The organism is Nocardiopsis gilva YIM 90087, assembly GCF_002263495.1.
Taxonomy (GTDB): domain Bacteria; phylum Actinomycetota; class Actinomycetes; order Streptosporangiales; family Streptosporangiaceae; genus Nocardiopsis_C; species Nocardiopsis_C gilva.
In genome coordinates, this window is sequence record NZ_CP022753.1 from 686463 (window position 1) to 706209 (window position 19747).

The window sequence follows — 19747 nt, forward strand, 5'->3', positions numbered from 1 at the left end:
CGAAGGACAATGCAGTTCTCCGGGGGTGGCCACATCGCGCCACCCCCGGATCCATGTCGTTCGACCGATCGTCCTGAGGTGCCACCAGTGGATAAGAAGCGTCTGCCCTTCACGCTGTACCGCGTGTTGGCGTATGTGACGGGTGTTCTCCTGCTGCTGCTGACGTTCGTCGCCATGCCGGCCAAGTACCTGATCGGTGAAGCCGCGCGGTTCTCGCTGGTGGCGGCCCCGGCCGGAATGGAGCAGTGGTTCGGAGACGACACCGTGCTGATGAAGCTGGTGGCGCTCCCGCACGGCTACATCTACATGCTCTACGTGCTCGTCGTGGTCTGGCTCGCCATGGACCGCCGCTGGAGTGCGGGCCGCACGGTCGGCGTGGCCTTGGCCGGAACGATCCCGTTCCTGGGGCTCATCCTGGAGCACCGCCTGGCCAAGGCGGAGAAAGCCGCGATGGACGCCGAGGCGGCGTCGGCCGGTCAGGAAGCGGCCGCGGCCGAGCGCTGAGCCTCGGACTCCGCCTCGCCTCCGTCATCCGCCGAGCCGTCGCCCCGCTGGCGGTCGGCCCCGACCTCGCGACGCATCAGCGAAACCCAGAACACGATGGCGGCGATACCGAAGATCACCCACTGGGCGGCGTAGCTGAGGCTCCGCCAGTTCCAGATGATCTCCTTCGGCGGGCTCGGCGGGGGGATCACCTCGGCTTGGGGAGCCGAGGAGGTCGCGGGCGGATCCGCCGGGTCCTGCTCGGCCATGGTGAGGTACCCCTCGTAGAGCCGGTAGGGCCACTCGTTCACCAGCACGGCCGTGGAGATCCGGTCGATCTGCCCCTCCGGAACCGTCAACGGGACGTAGCCGTCCTCCGCCGACTGCGGAGGACGCAGCCAGCCGGTGACGGTGACCTTACCCTCGGGCGGAGCGGGCATTTCGTCGACCTTGTCGACGTCCTCGGCGTGGATCCAGCCACGATTCACCGCGACCGCGACGCCATCGTCCGTGACCAGCGGGAAGACGACGTAGTAGCCTTCCTCCCCATCGGGCGACAACGCGGGCGCCAACCGCCGCGCGTCGGCGTCGTAGGTGCCGCGAGCGGTGACCGCACGGTTCGCGTCATCGTCGGGCATGTAGTCGCCGGGCTGGAGGACGGTCTGCAACCGCGCGGCGTCGTCGAGGTCCTGCAGCGGGTTGGTGATCACTTCCCGCGAGGGCTCCTGCGCTCGGACGTACTGCCAATAACCCAGGCCAAAGCAGGAAACGGCGACGACCACGGCGGCCAGGTGGATGCCGATCCATCGAGGTTGCAACAGCGGGAAACGCACCTTCCCAGGTTATGTCCGGCTCGGCGGGCGGCTGCCATGACCCCCGTTTGACGATCGGCTTGCAACCTTGGTTCGTTGAAGAGCCGCGAGTGGAGATCACTTTAAGTAATTTCCTGTGACTGAGGGTTGTTTAGCCAGGTCGTCGTGGGTAATGTACGTACTAGCGCGAGAGAGAAATCACTGAAATCGTGCTACGCGAGCTTTCACAGGTCGCGACTCCAGGGGGGAGGAGTCGGCGACCGTTCCCAAGCGAGGGCCGCCGCCGTGATTTTGAGGGGGGACACGGTGGCGGCCCTCGCATTTTTGTGTGCGCAGGCCCGAAACGGTCGCGCGGGCGCGGCGCGCGGTCTGGCCGTGCCGGTTGTCGTAGCCCCGTCCTAGGATGCGCGGACAGTCGAGGAGAGGAGCGGTGGCATGCACGACCATCCGGATCTGGGCCCGGCCGCGCGCCGGATGAACGACGTGGTCGCGGGGATCCCCGACGGGAAGCTCTCAGCGCCGACCCCGTGTACCGACACCTCCGTGGGTGACCTGCTCGACCACGTGATGGGGCTGGCGCTCGGCTTGCGGCGGGCGGCCGAGAAGACCGGGTCGTCTGCGGACGACCCGCCTCCGGCGCCCTCGGCCGCGAACCTGCCGTCCGACTGGCGCGAGGTCCTGGCCCGGCGGCTCGACGACCTTGCGACAGCGTGGCGGGCCCCCGAGGCCTGGCAGGGCGCCACGGAGGCCGGGGGCGTCGAGCTCTCCGGGCAGGAGGCGGGGATCGTCGCTCTGGACGAGCTGGTCCTGCACGGCTGGGACCTTGCCCGCGCCACCGGCCAGTCCTACGCGTGCGACCCCGCGGACGCCGAGGCCTGCCTCGCCTTCGTGGCGAATGTGCCCGAGGACCCGCAGGCGCGCGAGGGCCTGTTCGGGCCGGTCGTCGATGTCCCGGAGGGCGCCCCGCTGTTCGACCGCCTTCTCGCACTCAGCGGCCGCGACCCGTCGTGGGCCCCCGCCTAGCATCCGTCTTTCCCGCCCACATCAGCGGCGTGCGGGAGGCCACCCCGCTTCCGGCGTCCTCGCGCATTGGCGGCAGGAACGGGCGGACGCCGCCAGCATCGCGTGGGACGCGGCCCCCGCCGCCGCAGCCAGGGCGATCACCGGCCAGTTCGCGGACCACGGGGACACCACCGCGAGTGCCGCCGTCGCGATGGGCATCGCAGCGGCCGCGGCGGTCCCGCTCCACGCGACCGCGCGGGCCAGGCCTTCCGGTGCGGTGAACAGGCCTTCCGGAGCGCTGAAACGGCGCGCGAGTCCTCCCGTCGCGGCCAGCGCCGCCACCGCGAGCAGGGCGGCGAGCACCGCGAGTGCGGCCAGATTCGCGGCCAGTGCCTCGGCAGCGCCCGAGGGGCGCCAGGCAGCGGCCGTCCACGCCCCGGCCCAGCAGGCGGCCAGCAGAGGAACGGTCAGCAGCACCGTCCGCGCGGTACTCCGCACCTGGGCGATCGTCAGCTCCCGCTGGCAGCTCGGCGCCAGCTCTTCGGGCGTGCCGAACTCGCGCACCGCTGCGCGGACGGCGTTCGGGTACGGGACGCCGCTAAGGGCGTGCGCCTCGACCGTGTCAGCGAGCCCGTCGCGGATCTCGCTGACCATGCGGGCCTTCGCGCGGGTCGGCCCCCGCAGGGCGCCCGCCAGCTCCGCGGAGTGCGCCTCGACGGGGTCCAGGTGCCGGGCGGCGCCGCTCACGTCGCGATCCCGGGCCGCGTGGCCGGGTCGAGGACGGAGCCGATCGCCGCGGTGAACCTCCGCCACGCGGCGCGCTCGTCGTCCAGGCCGCGCCGCCCGGCGTCGGTCAGCTCGTAGCAACGCCGCCGCCGCTCGCCCACCGACTCCCAGCTGCTGTGCAGGAAACCCAGCCGCTCCAGCCGCTTCAAGGCCGGATAGATCGTCCCCGCGCGCAGTTCGAGCGCGCCTCCGCTGCGCTCCTGGACCGCGGTGATGATCGCGTACCCGTGCAGCGGGCCCGACTCCAGTGCGGCCAGCAGCAGCCCGTCGAGGTGTCCTCGCACCGTGTCCGCCTTCATGGGGGCAGCCTACCGGACGATTATGTAGGCAGTGTATATATTGGCTGCCTACATAAAAGCGACCCCTCGGAGGAGCCGACGTGACCAAGGTGCTGCTGTCCCTGCACGTACTCGCCGCGATCCTGGCGGTCGGACCGATCGCCGTGGCCGCCTCGCTCTTCCCCCGCTACGCCCGGCAGGCCGCGGCCGTGAGCGGAGGCCGGCCCGCCGCGGTCGCCGCCGTCCTGCACCGGGTCTGCCGGGTCTACACCGTGGTCGGCATCGCGGTCCCGGTCCTCGGGTTCGCCACGGCCGCTCAGATGGGCGTACTGGCCGACGCCTGGGTGATCGCCTCGGTGGTGCTGACCGGCGCCGCCGCCGTGCTCCTCGGCGCGGCCGTTCTGCCCGCGCAGGGGCGGATGCTCGCGGCGGACGGCGCCGAGGCGCGGTCGGCCGCCCGGCTCGCCATGCTCACCGGGGTCTTCAACCTGCTCTGGGCGGTCGTGGTGGTGCTGATGATCGTCCGCCCCGGCTCGACCACGGGGGCGTGATGGTGCGGGCGCTGCGCATCGCGGCCATGGTCGAGGCCGCCTCTCTGACGGTCCTGCTGGCCAACCTCGCCACGGTCCACGCGCCGGCGGTCTCCTCGCTGGCCGGGCCCGTCCACGGCACGGCCTACCTCGCCGTCATCGCGGCCGTCTGGCTTGCCCCGACCGGGGCCGCCTCGGGGCCCCGATGGCGCGCCGCCGTCCCGGGAATCGGCGGCCTCATCGCACTGCGGCGCCTGGACCGCCGCGGCGCCGACCCTTCCACCTCTCCAACCGACAACCCGCAGAAAGGCACAGCCGATGGACACCCTCTATGACGGCCTGGACTTCCCGCGCACCGAGACGGCGCTGAAGGCGCTGCGCTTCGCCAAGCGCGTCGAGCACGCGGCGGCCTTCAACCACAGCATGCGCACCTACTTGTACGGCCGCTTCGTCGGTGAGCGGGAGGGCCTGCTGCCGGGCCGCGACTACGACGACGAGCTGCTCTTCCTCGGATGCGTCCTGCACGACGTGGGCCTGAGCGCCGAGGGCGACGGCGACCAGCGCTTCGACATCGACGGCGCCGACCTCGCGGCGCGCTTCCTGACCGAACAGGGGCTTCCGGAGGACAGGGTCGAGGTCGTCTGGGACGCGATCGCGCTCCACCTGTGCTTCGACGTCGCCCGGCGCAAGCGCCCCGAGATCGCGCTGGTGACCACCGGCGCCGGGTATGACCTTGGCGTCGACGCTCGCCACCCCCTGCCCGACGGCTACGCCGACCGGGTCCACGCGGTGCTTCCCCGGCTGCACGCCGCCGCGGTGCTGCACGACGAGATCATCGAGCAGGGGCTCGCCAAGCCGGGGAAGGCGCCCATGTTCAGCCTCCCGGGCGAACTCGTCCGCCAGCACACCGGGAAGGCCTGGCCCACCTGGGAGCAGCTGGCCCGGCAGGACGCCGGGTGGGGCGACTACGACGGCTACGCAGGGTCGGTGCGGTAGCCCTCGCGTCGGTGGCCGCCCCTCGCCGCTCCCCGGGAGAGTGGCCGTGTGTCGGCTGCGGGCGCCAGACGAGCGGGGGAGCGGTGACGTCGGCCCGCAAGCGCGGGTGATCGGTGTGTCGGCCTCATCGGGAGGGACTGTCACCGGCTCGTCATGGAACGCGAAACGCCCTGTCAAAGCAGGTGTCCATGCTGGTGGGGTGGCCGTCATCCGGTCGTAGGCTGATGCGCGATTCCCAAGGTCCAGGAGAGTGCCGCGCCGTCATGACACGTGTTCTGCTGATCGAAGACGACACCGCCGTGCAGAAGGGGGTGACGCTCGCGCTGCGCCGACGCGGTCATGAGATCGAGGTGGCCGGCAGCGGGGAGGCCGGGCTGCCCGCACTCCAGCGGTTCGAACCCGAGCTCGTCCTGCTGGACCTGATGCTGCCGGGCATGAGCGGGCTGGAGGTCTGCCGCCGTATCCGGGAGGAGCGGCAGGTGCCGATCATCATTCTCTCCGCCCGCGGCGATGACATCGACATGGTGGTCGGCCTGGAGGCCGGTGCCGATGACTACGTCGTGAAACCGGCCAGCGGGGAGGTGCTGGAGGCGCGCATGCGCGCCGTCTTGCGGCGCGTGGTCCCGCAGCGGGCGACGGCGGAGGGGGATGTGGACGCGGGCGCCGTGTCGGCGCCGCAGGTGGAGACACAGGTGGAGACACACGGCGCGCTGGCCATTGATCGGGCGGGGCTGCTGGTCTCCAAGGCGGGCGCGGAGGTCGTGCTCGCGCCGTCCGAGCTCAAGTTGCTGCTGTTCCTGTCCGCCGCGCCCGGCCAGGTCTTCAGCCGTCAGCAGCTCCTCGAACAGGTCTGGGAGCACAGCTTCTACGGCGACGCGCGCCTGGTCGACGCGTGCGTCATGCGGTTGCGGGCCAAGATCGAGGATGATCCGCGCTCGCCCAGCTACGTGCAGACCGTTCGGGGTTTCGGCTACCGGTTCGGGCCGCTGTGACCGCGATCCCGCGTCCGCCGCGGCGCCTGGCCGGGTGGGTAGCGCAGCGCTGGGGGCTGCGACCGCGGTTGGTCGTGGGGTTTCTCGTCGTCGCCGTCCTCAGTGCCCTGCTCACCGCCACCGTCACCTTCCGCCAGGCGCGCGGCGCGATCCTGGAGCGCTCGCAGGAAGCCGCCGTCAACGACCTGCGCACGCAGGTCGACTCTCTGGGTCCCGACCTCGTCGTCCCGCCGCAGGAGGAGGACCTGCGCGACTTCGCGCTGCGGCTGGAACAGGCCGGAGGCTCGCACCCCTGGCGCGTCTCCGTTTCGTATGCGGACGGGCCGATCATCCCCGGTCCCCCGAAGGGAGAGCAAGGCAGCGCCCTCGCCTCGCTGCGCGCGGCCGTCGGCGACCGGCGCTCAACCGTCTACCAGCGGGTGGACCGCGACGGCGACCCTCGGCTCGTCATCGCGATGCCGGTGGACTTCGCCGATGGCGGCACGCCCTCCGGCGTCGTGGTCTACGCCGACATGTCGCTGAGCGACGAGCGCGACGATATCGCCGCGCTGGTCACCGCCGCTCAGGTCGGCGCGGTGCCCGCGCTCGTGCTCGCCCTCGTCCCGGCGCTCATCGCCGCCCGCCGGGTGCTGCTCCCCGTGCGACGGCTCCAAGAGGCCGCCGAGCGGATCACCTCCGGCGAACTCGACACCCGCCTTCCCGTCTCGGGCAGCGACGAACTCGCCGACCTCACCCGCACCTTCAACACCATGGCCGCCGCCCTGGAGTCGAGCGACACCGAACTGCGCCGAATGGAGGCCAACGCCCGACGCTTCGCCGCCGATGTCTCACACGAGCTGCGCACCCCGCTCTCCGCGATGACCGCGGTCACCGGAGTCCTGGATGAGGAGGTCGAGCGACTCGACCCCGACACCGCCGACGCGGTCCAGCTCATCAGCCAGGAGACCGCCAAACTGGCCCGCATGGTCGAGGACCTCATGGAGATCTCCCGCTTCGACGCCGGAGCGGCCGCCCTCCAGCTCGACGAGGTCGATGTCGCCACGGCTGTCCGCAAGACGCTGCGGCTCAGAGGGTGGGACGACCAGGTCGAGGCGGAGCTGCCCGAGGGACTGCGGGCGCGCCTGGACCCCCGCCGTATCGACGTCGTCCTGGCCAACCTGATCAGCAACGCGCTGCGGCACGGCGGCGCTCCGGTCCGGCTGCGCGCCTGGGCTGAGGGGGGACGGCTGCTCATCGACGTCGCGGACGACGGTCCCGGCATCGACCCCGAAGCCCTCCCGCACGTCTTCGACCGCTTCTACAAGGCCGACGCCGCACGCGCCCGCTCCGAGGGCAGCGGCCTGGGACTGGCCATCGCGATGGAGAACACGCGGTTGCACCACGGCACGCTGACCGCCGCTAACGCGCCTGAAGGCGGGGCCGTGTTCACCGTCTCCCTCCCGGTCGATCCCGACGAGGGTGGCGGTAGGGAGGGCGCGCCGGACGGTGCCGGTCGCCGCGACGGTTCCGATGGTCCCGCGGATCCCGGCGGTATGTCCGGGGGGCCGATGTGATCCGACCGACCCGTCCGCGCGGTCGCGCCGCGACCGCGCTCGCGCTCGCGCTCCTCGCGCTCGCAGGATGCGGTATCCCACCGACCGACCCCGGCGTGGCCGGTGGCCCCGCGCGGGGCATCCAGCGGCCGGGCGCGGACAGCCACACCGCCCGCCTCATCTTCGTCGGTTCGTCGGGTCCCCAGGCGGTCGCACGACCAGTCGAGGGCCCGGTCGATGCGCGGGAGGCCATGGACCTGCTCCTGGACGGCCCCTCCGCCGCCGAGCGGGAACGCGGGCTGTTCACCGAGGTGCCGCCCATGAGCGGTGGCGTTCGCGTCACCGCCACTGAGGGAGCGGTCGACGTCTACATCCCGATGAAGGCGTCCGCGCTGCCGGTGGCGGCGGTCAGCCAGCTCGTCTGCACCGCCGCCAACGCCGACATCCCCGGGGACCGCCCGCCTGCGGAGGTCGACGTCCGCATCTTCGAAGAGAAGCGGTACCCCTGGCAGCTGCGCTGTGGCGACTCCGGCAACGCCTATCCCACCGGCGGCTCCGACGGGCCCGACTGACCCGGGCGGCCCCACCGGCGGCTGGAGGGCCTCAGATGGTTGATGGGAGATCTTCGGCCTGGCCGGGTGGCGGCAGGCGAGCAGCGGACGCATGAGCGGGACGGCGCGCCCGCGGGCCTCCGGCGGCGCGTTTACGGCGCCACACCACCGCTCCCTTCGTTGATCTCGGCGACGTGCACCTAATACTCGTTGGTATTAGGTGCACGTCGCCGAGATCAACGAACGGGGAGGCGGGAAACCTGCCCGGGCTGGGCGGGGCCACTCCAGCCGACTCCCATCACCGATCTCAGCAGACGGGCTGTCACACAACGCTCATCCGCCGCGCACACAGCGGCGACGGTGGTACGGCGGACCCATCACACCGGCTCCTTAACGTCGGCCGCGCACACATCACGCGAGGCAGAAATTTTGAGGAGTCCGATGACTGACACGCCCGCAGCGGAGCGGATACCAGCCCCCGGTCCCGCCCAGCGCCACCGCCCGACCCCCGGCGGCCGCCGCGCCGCGCTCGGCCGCCTTCTGGGCGTCGACGCGGTGCGCGCGCTGGCGATCTTCGGCATGGTCTGGATGCACTTCGTCCCCACCGGGTGGCTGGAACCCACCCCCTTGGGCCAGGACTGGCCGACCATCCTGCAGTGGCTGAACCAGTTCACCGACACTCGGGCGCGGAGCCTGTTCTTCCTGCTGGCCGGGGTGTCGGTGGCGCTGATGACGGGCGGAGCGGCCCCGCTGGCGGGCCGGGAGATGCGCGCCGCGCGCATGCGCATCGCCGTGCGCGCCGCCGTGCTCTTCCTCCTGGGCCTCTGCCTCGCGGAGATGTCGGGAGCTGCGAACATCATCACCGCGTACACCGGTTGGCTGCTGTTCCTGCTGCCGTGGACGGCGCTGCGCACGCGCACGCTGTTCGGCGCGGCCGGGGTGTTCGCCGTGGCGTCCCCGGTCTTCAAGATCGCGTCGATGAACTGGGGTCAGGACTGGGGGTTCATGCCCGCGTTCGGCCCGGGAGCGCCCCAGCCGGCCGAGGGCCTGTCCCTCCTGCTCGCCCCCGGCGACTGGCTGACCGTCTTCCAGAACTACGTCTTTGGCGCCGACACCATCTACGCGCTGCCGCTGCTGCTCGCGGGTCTGGCCATCGGCCGACTCGACCTGCGTGACCACGCCGTCCGGGTGCGCATGGCGGTGACCGGCCTCGGCCTCGCCGCCGGTGCGTGGGCGGTCTCCTGGATCCTGCTGGCACCGCTCGGGCTCGGCGCCGCGATCGACCGCTACCAGGAGGCCATGGCCGTTCCGCCCCCGCCCGCCGCGGACGGTGCATTGCAGATGCCGCTGGTGCCGTGGGCTGAGCTCGTCGCGCTTTCCTGGCCCGGCCCGGGAATCCCGCAGTTCAGCGTGGTGGAGATCGCGTGGATGGTGGGCGTCGCTCTCGCGCTGCTCGGCGGGCTGCTGATCCTCATGGACCGTGCCGTGTGGCGCAGGGCGCTGTGGCCGCTGGCGGCCGCCGGGAGTATGGCGCTGACCTGGTACTTCGTGCAGGATGTCATCGGTCACCGGCTGATGAGCGCCGGCGCGGCCGGTGGCGGCCACGACCCGCAGTCGATGGTGCCGTATGTCCTGTTCGTCGTGGCGGTACTCGCCCTGTCGGCGGCCTGGCGGTACTTCTTCCGCCGCGGCCCGCTGGAGGCCCTGGTGCACCGGGCGATCACGTGGGCGGTCCCGCGCCGGGCGCACTGACCGCTCCCGTGGTCCGCGCTGATCCGTCCCTGGCCCCCGCGCGCTACACCGGCGAACCGCCACGCGCGCGGGGCGCCGTCAGGGCTCTACGCGTCGGGCGTCTCGGTACGGGAGATCCATTCGTAGACCGGAAGCCTGCCTTCCGGGGTCTCCTCGTGCCGAGGCGTCACTTTGAAGTGCTCATACCCGCCTTTGAAGGGGATTCTGATCTCGATCCCCGGTGGAGTGATGGGCACGATGCGCGCGGGCAGATCTTCGGGCCCGCCCTCCAGGAAGGCTTTCACGCGACTGGTCATACCCCTGAGACTTCCACCTGGAGCCGCGATTGACCAGCACCAACGCCGTTTCGGGTGTGGGGGTCACGAGGCCAGGCGGCGTTCCTCCAAGGGTGGGGTGAGGGCGTCGGCGGTGTGATCCAGCGACAGGCCCAGCGCACGGCAGAGCGCGACGACCGTGAAGAAGGCGGGCGTCGGGATGCGTCCCGACTCGATCTTGCGCAGCGTCTCGACGGAGATCCCCGCCTGGGCGGCGATCTGAACCATGCTGCGCTCGCCGCGCACTTCGCGGAGCAGGTGCCCCAGCCGCTCGCCGCGATCGCGCTCTTCGGGGGTCAGCGGAACTCGAACCATGACCGTGATACTAATACGGGATAGTAATACCGGTATAGTTATTCGAACCAGGAGGAGTTCGCATGGTGGAGCTCAAGACGCCGTCCGAGATCGAGGCGATGCGCGAGGCCGGCCGAATCGTCGCCCAGGCCCTCGACGCCGTGCGCGAGCACGCCGCGCCCGGGGTGCCGATGGCTGAGCTGGACGCCCTGGCCCGCAGGGTCATCACCGACGCGGGCGCCGAGCCGCTGTTCCTCGGGTACCATCCCGACTGGGCGCCCACTCCGTTCCCTGGCACTATCTGTGCCAGCGTCAACGACGCGGTCGTGCACGGCGTCCCCAACGGAGGACGGCTGAGAGACGGCGACGTGGTGAGCATCGACTGCGGAGCGCGCCTGCGCGGCTGGTGCGGCGACGCGGCCATCACCTTCACCGTGGGACGGGGGGATCCGGCCGACACCGCCCTCATCGCGGAGACCGAGCGTGCGCTGAGCGCCGGGATCGAGGCGGCGCGGCCGGGCGCCACCCTGGGCGACGTCTCCGCGGCGATCGGGCACGTCACCCGGGACGCGGGATACGGAGCCGTCGCCGATCACGGGGGCCACGGGATCGGCCGCACCATGCACGAAGCACCATTCGTTTCCAACGACGGGCGCGGCGGCCGCGGCATGCGGTTGAGGCCGGGCCTGGTCCTGGCGCTGGAGCCGATGCTCACGCGAGGCAGCGGCGCCTACCGCACGGACGCTGACGGGTGGACCGTGCGCACCCTCGACGGCAGCCGCGCCGCGCACAGCGAGCACACGGTCGCCGTCACCGAGGACGGGCCGATGGTTCTCACCGTTCCGTGACCCGGGGGTCCGGCGTGCGTCGGTCGACGCGCGGTGACGCCGCACGTGGTGCGTCGGGCCGAGCCCGCTGACCTGGACCCTGAGCCGGAACACCGGGTCGCGTCCGCTCCCGGCCGTTCGGGTCGATTACGCCGGGCGCAGAAGCCGGGGAATTCTCCTCTCGGCGGATGGCCCGAGGCGGTGGGGCGGCATAGTGTCGGTGCCATCGACACCTGTGGTGGCATGGTCGGCGGTGGAGGGATCCATGAGCGAACGCGCGTTGCATTCCGTCCCGGACGCTCGGGAGGAGGACGAGCCGCTGATGCGGGACCTCATCGGCGATCTCCTGCGGCGGGCGCGGCTGGAGCAGGGCCGCACTCTGCGCGAGGTCGCGGAGGAGGCCCAGGTGTCGCTGCCCTACCTGTCGGAGATCGAGCGCGGCCGCAAGGAGCCCTCCTCCGAGGTGCTGGCCGCGGTCTACCGAGCGCTGGGGCTGCAGCTCATCGACCTGGTGGGCGACCTGCACACGCAGCTCATGCCGCGGCCCGAAACCATCCGGCCGATCTCCGCGCCCTCTATTTCTGGACCCGGCCCGCAGGCCATGCTGCTGGCCGCCTGATCACGGCCGGTGGCGGCCTCGCGCCGCCCCCGGCCCCGGCCGGCCCTCTTCTCTTCGCCTACGCTGCCGCGCGGGAGGCGAGTTCCCGCGTGGTGATCAGGCTGTCCACCAGCCCGTAGTCCTTCGCCTCGTCCGCCGTGAGGATCTTGTCCCGGTCGGTGTCCTCCCGCAGCCGCTCCACGGTCTGGCCGGTGTGGCGGGCCAGGATCTCCTCGATCTGGGACCGGATCCGCAGCACCTCGGCCGCCTGGATCTCCAGGTCGGCGGCTTCGCCCTGCCCCTGCGTCGACGGCTGATGCAGCAGCACGCGCGAGTGCTCCAGCGCCATCCGCTTGCCCGGCGTCCCGGCCGCGAGCAGGACCGCGGCCCCCGACGCCGCCTGCCCCATGCACACGGTCGCGATGTCGGCGCGGACGAACCGCATGGTGTCGTAGATGGCCGTCACCCCCGTGATGGAGCCGCCGGGCGAGTTGATGTAGAGGTTGATCTCGCGCTCGCTGCTCTCGTAGTCGAGGTGCAGCAGCTGCGCCATGACCACGTTGGCGACGCTGTCATCGATCGCGGTCCCCAGGAAGATGATCCGCTCGGAGAGCAGCCGGCTGAAGACGTCGAAGGAGCGTTCCCCGTTGGGTGTGCGCTCGACGACCATCGGGACCGTGTACTGCCCGCTCATGCCGTGCCTCCCGTGCTCTGCGTCGTGTCACTCACCGGGGTCCGGGCGGCCGCCGGACTGAACCCGAATCTGCGGGCGGCGTCGCCTCCCAGGTCCGCCGCAGACCGCACCACGCGGTCGACGAACCCGTACTCCCTGGCCTCCTCCGCCGTGAACCAGCGGTCGCGGCGCTGGTCCTCGGCGATCGTCTCCACCGTCTGGCCGCTGTGCTCGGCGATGAGCTCCTGCATGGTGCGCTTGGTGTAGGTCAGGTTCTCGGCCTGCACGGCGATGTCCGCCGCCGTTCCGGCCAGCCCACCGGAGGGCTGGTGCATCATGATCCGCGCGTGCGGCAGGCTGTAGCGCTTGCCGGCCGTCCCCGCACAGAGCAGGAACTGCCCCATGCTGGCCGCGAAGCCCATGGCCAGCGTCGCGACGTCGTTCGGGATGAAGCGCATCGTGTCGTAGATGGCCATCCCCGCCATGACGGACCCACCCGGGCTGTTGATGAACAGCGTGATGTCGCGCTTGGGGTCCTCTTCCGAGAGCAACAGCATCTGCGCGCAGATCCGATTGGCGATCGCGTCGTCCACCTGCTGCCCCAGCACGACAATCCGGCCGTGGAGCAATCGGGTGGCGATCTGGTCGTCGAACGGCGCCGTGGCGGTCTCCGCCGCCGCGAGCCGTGGAACGGTCGAAAGCATGTGTCCTCCTCCATCCGGCCGCCGCTGGGATGGGCGCTCGCCCGTCCCGGCCGGTGCGATTCCAGCCTGTGGGGCGGACGCGGGCGGAAGCGAGCGTTTCTGCCGTGCGGAGATCTGCTGTGGGCAGAGCGGGCAGCGAGGGTGACCGGAGGTGCAGGTCAGCGAGATAGCGGGCGCACAGCGGGGGCTCTCGGTTCCGCCGTTGAGGAGAGCGGGGTGGCCGTCCCGCCCAGGGGAGGACGGCCGCGGTTTCCGGCGCGCTGTGAGCGCGCGCGTGCTCTTCTGGGGCCGCGGGGGAGATCCGGGTGGGAAGGGGCCTGTGCCAGGGTGGCCCCTCCCCACCCCGTCCGAGGGCAGGAGGGTTCCGGTGGTCTCCCGGATACGCCTCGGCCGATGGTTGCCTACAGGGCCAGGCGGAACGTGGGGTTCGAGACGGTGGCGATCACGCGGGCGGAATCGGGCTTCTGCGGGATGCCGTACCGGACCTCGGCATGCGGGGCTCCCTTGAGGAACGTGGTGTCGGCGATCACCACCTGGTAGGGGTCGGGCGTGCTGGACACCGGGATATCGGTGACCAGGAACCAGCCGTAGTAGCCGGTGTCCGGTGCGTAGAGGAAGAACTCACCACCGGCGTAGTCCTCCCGTACCAGGTCCTCGTTGAGGACAAGCGCCCAGTACCGGACCGGGTTGCCAGCGGGCCACATGGTCCGTTCCTCGGCGTGGAGACCGGTCAGTTTCAGGTCGGTGAAGGGGTTGTCCGACATGCGAGCTCCAGGAAGTGAAGACTGCCCCTCCATGGGCGGCGTCGTGCTCTCGGCCGCTAGGGCCGGTCCGCTCGGCACGATCGCCATGGCTATGGCGGACGCCGACATGGTCGCGGTCAGTCCGCGGACAACGTTGTGCATCTCGTCCTTTTCTCGGTGAAAGTGAACGACCAGCGGCCATGCTCAGCGGTATGGCGGTGCACTGGGTGCGAATTCTCGTTCCATCCGTGAACGCGTGACCACTATGAGTGATGTTGTCAGGAGTCCGGGTGTACGGCAAGAGCGGTGGTTTCGCTGGCGTCTTGGTGTTTTCGCTGGTAGATCGGTTTCCTTTCTTTCCAGTGGGGATTGGTTGCCTGGTCGGACGGGGGCGAGATGTTCTTTGTTCGTCCGACGAGAGCGCGACCGACAGTGATGGCGCCGAGGGTGGTGCCCGGACGAGGGGAGGGCGGTGCCGCTCGGCACCGCCCTCCCCTTGTGTCTCCTGACGTCCGTCCCTACTGCGTGAACTCCTCGGCCCAGGCGGCGGTGGTGGAGGCACCGTCGAGGGACTCGCGGATGATGTCGGCGTGCCCCGCGTGCTGGGAGGTCTCCCGAATGAGGTGGAGCAGAATGCGGCGGGCGGTCCACGAGGTGTTCGGCGGGAACCACGGAGCCTCGGGCAGCTTGGCGGCGATGTCGAGGCTGGGCAGCGCCGCGACGGCCGCCTCGGTCTCGCGCGCTACCTCGTCGTAAAGGTCGAGCATGCCGCTCAGCGTCTCACCGTCCACCAGCCGGAACTCGTCGGCCCACCGCGCCTCCTGTGCGGCCGGGTCCTGCTGGCCCGGCTGGTCACCGCCGAACGCGGAACGCCCATTCATAACGTTGATCCAGCCCCGCTCGACCCGCGCGACGTGCTTGATCAGCCCGCCCAGACACAGCTCACTCGGGGTGGTGCGCGCCGCGGCCTGCTCGTCGCTCAGGCCGCGGACGGTCAACCGCAGGTTCTTGCGCTGCTCGGCCAGGATGTCCAGCAGCTCGGTGCGCTCGCTGACCGCGTTCTCGACCGACTCCGCCATGGGGACCACCCATTCCTTCCGCTGTCTCGCGTGTCCTTTCCCAGCGGTCCCCAACCTAGAGATGATCGCGGTCAGGAACGGTCCGCGATTGACCACGATCACCATGGATATTCGGGCGTTCTCCCGACCTCCCCCTTCGCGTCCCGCCGCAGCCTCCCGGGGCGGGGCGCCGTCCGGTCTGTGGGTCGGAGGTCTGGGTCGGAGGTGTGGGTTGGAGGTGCGGGCCGACCGCCTGCACGGTCAGTGTTTCAGGGCGCAGTTTCAGGGCGCATCCTGCGAATTCCGGCCTCCGAAAGGGGGAATGTGGATACGCTTTTCCCAGCTGTCCCAGGAGGTCACGCATGACCGTCGCTCCGCTTCACTACCGGTTCGACGGGTCGCGGCATGCTCCGGTGGCGCTCTTGGTCCCCTCGCTCGGTACCAAGTGGCCGGTGTGGGAGCCGCAGATGCCGGAACTGACCCGTACGCTGCGGGTCCTGCGGATCAACCATCGCGGCCACGGGGCCACGCCCGCCCCGGACGGGCCCTACACCATGGACGACCTGGGCAATGACGTGCTCGCGCTCCTCGACACGTGTGAGATCGGCCGATTCTCGATCATCGCGGCCGGAACCGGGGGAGCGCTCGCGTCCTGGGTCGCGGCGGCCCGACCCGCACAGGTGCGCCGACTGGCGTATGTGGCGGGGACGACCGGCGCGCCGCCTGCACTCCCGCGGGCCAACATCGCGGCGCGCGTGCGGCGCGGCGGGATGGCTGCGGTGTCGGCGGAGATCACCCGTTCGTGGTTCACACCGGAGTTCGCCGAGCAGCGCCCCGATGTGGTGGCCCGCATGGTCGACGAGTTCGAGGGCATCTCCCCGGTCGGCTACGCCGGGCACTGCCACGCGCTGGACGGTCTTGACCAGCGATTGTCCCTCTCCCGTATCCGGGCGCCGACCCTCGTCCTCTCGGCCGCGCACGACCCCTTCCTCCCGCCCGGCCACGGCCGACGGCTCGCCGACGCCATCCCCGGCGCGCGGTTCGAGGTGATCCCCCGGGCCGCCCATCTCGTCGGAATCGAGCGCGCCGATCGCGTCAACGAGCTGCTCATGGAGCACGTCGCCGGTTGAAGCCGGCGGTGGTGGCGGAGGATATGATCTGCTGTGGCGGTGGGGCCCGCCGCCTCGCCGCCCAGCGGCGGGGGAACCGCGACGTCAGCCCAGTCCCATCCGTGGCGGCCCCCGGAGCCGCACGGAGGCACACTGCGGTCGTCGTCGCCAACGGTCCCTGTCAGCCGTGGAACGTCAGCTGATGGGAGCCGTTCATGACCCGTCCCGGGGGAGCGCATGCGCCCGAACCCGATCCCGGACTCGCCCACCTCCCGGTCGACTCCGATGTCGACCTCCACTTTCCGCGCCAGGTGGGTGAACTGCGCGAGGCTCCGTGGGCCGTCCCCGCGGCCATCGCGCTCGGCGGCGCGCTCGGCGCCGCGGCCCGCTACGGGATCGGTGTCCTGCTGCCGCACGCCCCCGGCGAGTTCGCCCTCTCGACGCTCCTGATCAACGTCTCGGGCTGCCTCCTCATCGGGTTCCTCATGGTGGTGGTCACCGACGTGCGGCCGGAACTGCGCCTGGCGCGCCCGTTCTTCGGGGTCGGGATGCTCGGCGGCTACACCACCTTCTCCACCTACATCGTCGACGTGCAGCAGATGCTCAACGCCGGTGCGGCCGGGCCCGCGCTCCTCTACCTCGGCGGCACCCTCATCGGGGCGATGGCGGCCGTGTGGGCGGGGATCGCCCTGGCCGAGCGGGTGTTTCGGGCGCGGATCGCCGCCCGGCGGGAGCGGGATGGGGCGGGGGTCGGCCGATGACCGTGCTCATGGTCGCCCTCGGTGCGGCGATCGGGGCGCCGCTGCGCTACTTCACCGACCGTTTCGTGCAGGCCAGACACGACTCGGTCTTCCCGTGGGGGACGCACGCCGCGAACGCCACGGCCTGCCTGCTGCTCGGCTTCGTCAGCGCGCTCGCCCTGCCCGGATGGGCGGTGGCGCTGTTCGGAACGGGCCTGCTGGGTGCGCTGTCCACCTACTCGACCTTCGGCTACGAGACGTTCCGGCTGCTGCAGAACCGCGCGCGCTTTCTCGCCTTCGCCAACGCCGCCGCCTCCATCGCGGCCGGGCTGGGCGCGGCCTTCATCGGTGCGGCCGTCGCCGGTGCGCTGGCCGGCTAGCGGATGTCCGCCGCGTTCTCCTCGGACCCCGCGTTGCCTTCCCCTCCCAGGTCGTCCAGGGATTCCTGCTCGGACGGCCGCAGGGGGCGGCTGATCTCGATCAGGTAGCCGTCGGGGTCGCGGAAGTGCGCCGCGCGGATGCCCCACGCCGACCAGTTCTTGGGCGGAGAGGCCTGTGGTGCCCCGGCCGCGACCAGCTCGGCCGCTGTGGTGTCCACGTCCTCGACCTCGAAGACGATCGAACAGCGGTCCTGGCCGGGCAGCGCGGCGTTCTCGCCGGTGGTGCCGAGCGCCTCGGCGATGACGTCGCGCTCGCAGACCACCAGCCGGGTCTGTGAGTCGACGTCGAATTCCGCGTAGCGCGTGACCTCCGATCCCCACAGCACGGGGAGCTTGAGTATGTCGCGGTAGAAGCGGAAGCACGTGAGCTGGTCGTCGACCAGCAGGCGGATGTAGCTGCAGCGCACAGCGGGCCTCCCCGAGTCCGAGTCAGTGACCGCGAGCGGTGACCGTGACGACGGCACTGCCGGTGGCAGGGCCGGCTATCCGGTCACATCCGGCGTCTCCCTTCCCATCTTCCGTCCTGAGACCAGTATCCGCCCGCCCTACATGCCCGAGAGTCTGTCCGGATCCGGTCAAGTCCGAGGTCAGGCCATCTGAGAGCGATTCTGGCATAGTTCGGATTCGCCATCTTGTAGTACAAGTGCTATCAATTGTCGTGGAACCCGGATGGAAAGGCGTAGTCGTATGACAGTGGCTAGAGCGGCGGGTCTCGTCCCGCGCGCGGCCTCGGGGGACGCCGAGGGCACCGTGGTGAGCGTGCGCGATCTGCGGATGCGCTATGGAAGCGTGGATGTCCTCAAGGGTGTGGACTTCACCGCGGACCGGGGCGAGGTGGTCTGCCTGCTCGGTCCTAATGGGGCGGGCAAGTCCACCAGCATCGAGATCCTCGAAGGCTTCCGGATGCGCTCGTCCGGAGACGTGAATGTGCTCGGTGCGGACCCGGCCAAGGGAGACGAGGCCTGGCGCGCTCGGCTCGGCGTGGTCCTGCAGTCCTGGCGTGACCACGGGAAATGGCGGGTGCGGGAACTGCTCGCGCACATGGGGAGCTTCTACGCGTCCTACTCCACGCCAGCCGTTCCGCGCCCGCGTGACGTCGACGACCTCATCGCGGCGGTCGGCCTCACCGAGCACGCCAACAAGAAGGTCTCCACCCTCTCGGGCGGCCAGCGCCGACGCCTCGATGTCGCCGTCGGCATCGTCGGCAAGCCGGAGCTGCTGTTCCTGGATGAGCCCACGGCAGGCTTCGACCCGGAGGCGCGCCGCGACTTCCACGACCTCGTGCACCGGCTCGCAGACGAGGAGGACACCACCATCCTGCTCACCACGCACGACCTGGACGAGGCGGAGAAGCTGGCCGACCGCATCCTCATCCTGGCCGGAGGCCGCATCGTCGCCGATGGCAGCGCCGACCGGCTCGCCTCCCAGGTCGAGAGTGACGCCGAGGTGAAGTGGAGCCGCGACGGCCAGCGGTTCGTCCACTCCACACCCGACGCCACGGGCTTCGTCCGCGAGCTGTTCGCGCAGTACGGCGACGACATCACCGACCTGGAGGTGCAGCGGGCGACGCTGGAGGACGTCTACATGGCCATGGTGCGCCGCCACGAGACCGGCCACGCCGACGCGGCGGCCCAGGAGTTCACGAAGGAGAGCCGATGACCACCGCCACCATCAACGCCGTAAAGGCCGGGCTCTCCCGAGGCTGGATCGAGTACCGGCAGTCGTTCGGCAGCCTGCAGGATCTGTTCGGCTACTTCGGCTCGACCGCCATCTTTCTGGTCATCGGGATCGCCTTGGGTGGTGAGCAGATGGACGACACCGGTATCGCGGTGGGCGCGATGACGATGACCGGGGGCATCGCGTTCCTCATGACCATGGCCGGAATGACGACGGTGGCCCAGGTGCTGGCCACCGAGCGCGAGGACGGCACCCTGCTGCGGGCCAAGGCCCTACCCAAGGGCATGATCGGCTACTTCATCGGCAAGTCCGTGCACATCCTGTTGGTCACCACTACCAGCCTCGTGTTCATGCTGGTGGTGGCGACCCTGCTGATCGACGGTTTCTCGGTGGATGGGCCCGGCGACGTGCTCACCCTCGTCTGGGTATTTGTCCTGGGCCTGCTCGCCACCGCGCCCATCGGGGCGGTCATCGGCTCGCTGGTCACCAACCCGCGGCTGGCCATGGGCATCATCATGCTTCCGGTGATGGGGATGGTGATGATCTCCGGGACGTTCTTCCCGATCGATTTCATGCCGCAGTGGCTGCAGGGGATCGCACAGGTCCTCCCGCAATACTGGATCGCCCTGGGCGTGCGCTCGGTCTTCCTGCCGGACAGCATGCTCTCCGTCGAGATCGGCGAGTCGTGGCGGCATCTGGAGACGGCCGGAGTTCTCGGTGCCTGGGCCATCGTCGGGCTGATCGTGGCACCATTCGTGCTGCGGCGCATGGCCCGCCGCGAGTCCGGGGCGCGTGTCCAGGCGGCGCGGGAGAAGGCGATCCAGCGTGCCTACTGAGCCATGGGGCCGCTCTGGCG

26 protein-coding genes are annotated in these 19747 nt (G+C 70.7%); 16 read left to right on the forward strand and 10 right to left on the reverse strand.

The genetic code is table 11. From position 1 onward, the window contains the following. Window positions 1-87 precede the first annotated feature (87 nt). Complete coding sequence (locus CDO52_RS03410) at window positions 88-504, forward strand: DUF3817 domain-containing protein (RefSeq protein WP_017621474.1); 417 nt, start codon at window positions 88-90, stop codon at window positions 502-504. Here CDO52_RS03410 and CDO52_RS03415 read toward each other — a convergent pair. Further along, a complete protein-coding gene (locus CDO52_RS03415; RefSeq protein WP_026126353.1) occupies window positions 477-1316 on the reverse strand; it encodes an SURF1 family protein in 840 nt (279 codons plus the stop codon). The two genes, CDO52_RS03410 and CDO52_RS03415, sit on opposite strands and share 28 nt — an antisense overlap. A gap of 414 nt (window positions 1317-1730) precedes the next feature. On the opposite strand from CDO52_RS03415, the gene CDO52_RS03420 reads away from it, so the two are divergent. Further along, entirely contained in the window at window positions 1731-2318 is a 588-nt protein-coding gene (locus CDO52_RS03420) for a TIGR03086 family metal-binding protein (protein WP_094932198.1), read from the forward strand. A gap of 21 nt (window positions 2319-2339) precedes the next feature. Here the strand turns inward: CDO52_RS03420 and CDO52_RS03425 are convergent, their stop codons facing one another. Then, window positions 2340-3044, reverse strand: a complete 705-nt coding sequence (locus CDO52_RS03425; protein ID WP_017621471.1) for a permease prefix domain 1-containing protein — start codon at window positions 3042-3044, stop codon at window positions 2340-2342. Beyond that, complete coding sequence (locus CDO52_RS03430; RefSeq protein WP_017621470.1) at window positions 3041-3382, reverse strand: PadR family transcriptional regulator; 342 nt, start codon at window positions 3380-3382, stop codon at window positions 3041-3043. Before CDO52_RS03430 ends, CDO52_RS03425 begins: the two co-directional genes overlap by 4 nt. Before the next feature lie 80 nt (window positions 3383-3462). Here CDO52_RS03430 and CDO52_RS03435 point away from each other — a divergent pair, with 80 nt between their 5' ends. The 7 genes from CDO52_RS03435 (at window position 3463) to CDO52_RS03465 (ending at window position 9714) form a co-directional block, all read left to right on the forward strand. Next, window positions 3463-3912, forward strand: coding sequence for a hypothetical protein (locus CDO52_RS03435; protein WP_017621469.1), 450 nt, complete (start codon window positions 3463-3465; stop codon window positions 3910-3912). Then, window positions 3912-4226 carry a hypothetical protein gene (locus CDO52_RS03440; RefSeq protein WP_017621468.1) on the forward strand — a complete coding sequence of 105 codons (315 nt, stop codon included), beginning with the start codon at window positions 3912-3914 and terminating at the stop codon, window positions 4224-4226. The genes CDO52_RS03435 and CDO52_RS03440 overlap by 1 nt, the downstream gene beginning before the upstream one ends. Further along, on the forward strand, window positions 4210-4887 hold the full coding sequence (locus CDO52_RS03445; protein WP_017621467.1) for an HD domain-containing protein: 678 nt from the start codon (window positions 4210-4212) through the stop codon (window positions 4885-4887). Before CDO52_RS03440 ends, CDO52_RS03445 begins: the two co-directional genes overlap by 17 nt. A gap of 263 nt (window positions 4888-5150) precedes the next feature. Next, window positions 5151-5879: a response regulator transcription factor gene (locus CDO52_RS03450; RefSeq protein WP_094932199.1), complete on the forward strand. Its 729-nt coding sequence runs from the start codon at window positions 5151-5153 to the stop codon at window positions 5877-5879. Beyond that, window positions 5876-7432, forward strand: a complete 1557-nt coding sequence (locus CDO52_RS03455; protein WP_232524372.1) for a sensor histidine kinase — start codon at window positions 5876-5878, stop codon at window positions 7430-7432. Before CDO52_RS03450 ends, CDO52_RS03455 begins: the two co-directional genes overlap by 4 nt. Further along, complete coding sequence (locus CDO52_RS03460; RefSeq protein WP_017621464.1) at window positions 7429-7983, forward strand: hypothetical protein; 555 nt, start codon at window positions 7429-7431, stop codon at window positions 7981-7983. Before CDO52_RS03455 ends, CDO52_RS03460 begins: the two co-directional genes overlap by 4 nt. 420 nt (window positions 7984-8403) lie before the next feature. Then, window positions 8404-9714: a DUF418 domain-containing protein gene (locus CDO52_RS03465; RefSeq protein ID WP_017621463.1), complete on the forward strand. Its 1311-nt coding sequence runs from the start codon at window positions 8404-8406 to the stop codon at window positions 9712-9714. A gap of 86 nt (window positions 9715-9800) precedes the next feature. Here CDO52_RS03465 and CDO52_RS03470 read toward each other — a convergent pair whose 3' ends face one another. Both CDO52_RS03470 and CDO52_RS03475 read right to left on the reverse strand, forming a co-directional pair. Then, entirely contained in the window at window positions 9801-10010 is a 210-nt protein-coding gene (locus CDO52_RS03470) for a DUF5988 family protein (RefSeq protein ID WP_017621462.1), read from the reverse strand. A 63-nt stretch (window positions 10011-10073) separates the two neighbouring features. Beyond that, complete coding sequence (locus CDO52_RS03475; RefSeq protein WP_017621461.1) at window positions 10074-10343, reverse strand: helix-turn-helix domain-containing protein; 270 nt, start codon at window positions 10341-10343, stop codon at window positions 10074-10076. Window positions 10344-10405: 62 nt separating this feature from the next. Here CDO52_RS03475 and map point away from each other — a divergent pair, with 62 nt between their 5' ends. Further along, the gene (map, locus tag CDO52_RS03480) at window positions 10406-11170 is read left to right on the forward strand and encodes a type I methionyl aminopeptidase (RefSeq protein ID WP_017621460.1); all 765 of its coding nucleotides are present in this window, start codon (window positions 10406-10408) and stop codon (window positions 11168-11170) included. Window positions 11171-11414: 244 nt separating this feature from the next. Beyond that, window positions 11415-11768, forward strand: a complete 354-nt coding sequence (locus tag CDO52_RS29055) for a helix-turn-helix domain-containing protein (protein ID WP_017621459.1) — start codon at window positions 11415-11417, stop codon at window positions 11766-11768. A 58-nt stretch (window positions 11769-11826) separates the two neighbouring features. Here the strand turns inward: CDO52_RS29055 and CDO52_RS03490 are convergent, their stop codons facing one another. From CDO52_RS03490 to CDO52_RS03505, 4 genes are all read right to left on the reverse strand, one after another. After that, a complete protein-coding gene (locus tag CDO52_RS03490) occupies window positions 11827-12441 on the reverse strand; it encodes an ATP-dependent Clp protease proteolytic subunit (RefSeq protein ID WP_017621458.1) in 615 nt (204 codons plus the stop codon). Beyond that, window positions 12438-13124, reverse strand: a complete 687-nt coding sequence (locus tag CDO52_RS03495) for a ClpP family protease (protein WP_017621457.1) — start codon at window positions 13122-13124, stop codon at window positions 12438-12440. Before CDO52_RS03495 ends, CDO52_RS03490 begins: the two co-directional genes overlap by 4 nt. A gap of 401 nt (window positions 13125-13525) precedes the next feature. Then, window positions 13526-14029 (reverse strand): hypothetical protein, encoded by a 504-nt coding sequence (locus CDO52_RS03500; protein WP_152471875.1) that lies wholly within the window; start codon window positions 14027-14029, stop codon window positions 13526-13528. Window positions 14030-14385: 356 nt separating this feature from the next. Continuing rightward, window positions 14386-14946 carry a DinB family protein gene (locus tag CDO52_RS03505; protein WP_017621454.1) on the reverse strand — a complete coding sequence of 187 codons (561 nt, stop codon included), beginning with the start codon at window positions 14944-14946 and terminating at the stop codon, window positions 14386-14388. Between the two features lie 341 nt (window positions 14947-15287). On the opposite strand from CDO52_RS03505, the gene CDO52_RS03510 reads away from it, so the two are divergent. From CDO52_RS03510 to CDO52_RS03520, 3 genes are all read left to right on the forward strand, one after another. Beyond that, window positions 15288-16055: an alpha/beta fold hydrolase gene (locus tag CDO52_RS03510; RefSeq protein ID WP_094932200.1), complete on the forward strand. Its 768-nt coding sequence runs from the start codon at window positions 15288-15290 to the stop codon at window positions 16053-16055. A gap of 194 nt (window positions 16056-16249) precedes the next feature. Further along, window positions 16250-16795 carry a fluoride efflux transporter CrcB gene (gene crcB / locus CDO52_RS03515; protein ID WP_017621452.1) on the forward strand — a complete coding sequence of 182 codons (546 nt, stop codon included), beginning with the start codon at window positions 16250-16252 and terminating at the stop codon, window positions 16793-16795. After that, window positions 16792-17154 carry a fluoride efflux transporter FluC gene (locus tag CDO52_RS03520; protein ID WP_017621451.1) on the forward strand — a complete coding sequence of 121 codons (363 nt, stop codon included), beginning with the start codon at window positions 16792-16794 and terminating at the stop codon, window positions 17152-17154. The genes crcB and CDO52_RS03520 overlap by 4 nt, the downstream gene beginning before the upstream one ends. Here the strand turns inward: CDO52_RS03520 and CDO52_RS03525 are convergent. Further along, window positions 17151-17621 (reverse strand): VOC family protein, encoded by a 471-nt coding sequence (locus CDO52_RS03525; RefSeq protein WP_017621450.1) that lies wholly within the window; start codon window positions 17619-17621, stop codon window positions 17151-17153. The genes CDO52_RS03520 and CDO52_RS03525 overlap by 4 nt on opposite strands. A 280-nt stretch (window positions 17622-17901) precedes the next feature. Here CDO52_RS03525 and CDO52_RS03530 point away from each other — a divergent pair, with 280 nt between their 5' ends. Further along, window positions 17902-18873 carry an ABC transporter ATP-binding protein gene (locus CDO52_RS03530; protein ID WP_017621449.1) on the forward strand — a complete coding sequence of 324 codons (972 nt, stop codon included), beginning with the start codon at window positions 17902-17904 and terminating at the stop codon, window positions 18871-18873. Next, a complete protein-coding gene (locus CDO52_RS03535; RefSeq protein ID WP_017621448.1) occupies window positions 18870-19727 on the forward strand; it encodes an ABC transporter permease in 858 nt (285 codons plus the stop codon). Before CDO52_RS03530 ends, CDO52_RS03535 begins: the two co-directional genes overlap by 4 nt. Window positions 19728-19747: the final 20 nt, after the last annotated feature.

Excerpts from the sequence above, each read along its gene's own strand:
- CDO52_RS03420 (WP_094932198.1), top strand. The coding sequence starts at position 1,731 with ATGCACGACCATCCGGATCTGGGCCCGGCCGCGCGCCGGATGAACGAC.
- CDO52_RS03430 (WP_017621470.1), bottom strand. The coding sequence starts at position 3,382 with ATGAAGGCGGACACGGTGCGAGGACACCTCGACGGGCTGCTGCTGGCC.
- CDO52_RS03440 (WP_017621468.1), top strand. The coding sequence starts at position 3,912 with ATGGTGCGGGCGCTGCGCATCGCGGCCATGGTCGAGGCCGCCTCTCTG.
- CDO52_RS03445 (WP_017621467.1), top strand. The coding sequence starts at position 4,210 with ATGGACACCCTCTATGACGGCCTGGACTTCCCGCGCACCGAGACGGCG.
- CDO52_RS03450 (WP_094932199.1), top strand. The coding sequence starts at position 5,151 with ATGACACGTGTTCTGCTGATCGAAGACGACACCGCCGTGCAGAAGGGG.
- CDO52_RS03465 (WP_017621463.1), top strand. The coding sequence starts at position 8,404 with ATGACTGACACGCCCGCAGCGGAGCGGATACCAGCCCCCGGTCCCGCC.
- CDO52_RS03470 (WP_017621462.1), bottom strand. The coding sequence starts at position 10,010 with ATGACCAGTCGCGTGAAAGCCTTCCTGGAGGGCGGGCCCGAAGATCTG.
- CDO52_RS03475 (WP_017621461.1), bottom strand. The coding sequence starts at position 10,343 with ATGGTTCGAGTTCCGCTGACCCCCGAAGAGCGCGATCGCGGCGAGCGG.
- map (WP_017621460.1), top strand. The coding sequence starts at position 10,406 with ATGGTGGAGCTCAAGACGCCGTCCGAGATCGAGGCGATGCGCGAGGCC.
- CDO52_RS29055 (WP_017621459.1), top strand. The coding sequence starts at position 11,415 with ATGAGCGAACGCGCGTTGCATTCCGTCCCGGACGCTCGGGAGGAGGAC.
- CDO52_RS03490 (WP_017621458.1), bottom strand. The coding sequence starts at position 12,441 with ATGAGCGGGCAGTACACGGTCCCGATGGTCGTCGAGCGCACACCCAAC.
- CDO52_RS03495 (WP_017621457.1), bottom strand. The coding sequence starts at position 13,124 with ATGCTTTCGACCGTTCCACGGCTCGCGGCGGCGGAGACCGCCACGGCG.
- CDO52_RS03500 (WP_152471875.1), bottom strand. The coding sequence starts at position 14,029 with ATGCACAACGTTGTCCGCGGACTGACCGCGACCATGTCGGCGTCCGCC.
- CDO52_RS03505 (WP_017621454.1), bottom strand. The coding sequence starts at position 14,946 with ATGGCGGAGTCGGTCGAGAACGCGGTCAGCGAGCGCACCGAGCTGCTG.
- CDO52_RS03510 (WP_094932200.1), top strand. The coding sequence starts at position 15,288 with ATGACCGTCGCTCCGCTTCACTACCGGTTCGACGGGTCGCGGCATGCT.
- crcB (WP_017621452.1), top strand. The coding sequence starts at position 16,250 with ATGACCCGTCCCGGGGGAGCGCATGCGCCCGAACCCGATCCCGGACTC.
- CDO52_RS03520 (WP_017621451.1), top strand. The coding sequence starts at position 16,792 with ATGACCGTGCTCATGGTCGCCCTCGGTGCGGCGATCGGGGCGCCGCTG.
- CDO52_RS03530 (WP_017621449.1), top strand. The coding sequence starts at position 17,902 with ATGACAGTGGCTAGAGCGGCGGGTCTCGTCCCGCGCGCGGCCTCGGGG.
- CDO52_RS03535 (WP_017621448.1), top strand. The coding sequence starts at position 18,870 with ATGACCACCGCCACCATCAACGCCGTAAAGGCCGGGCTCTCCCGAGGC.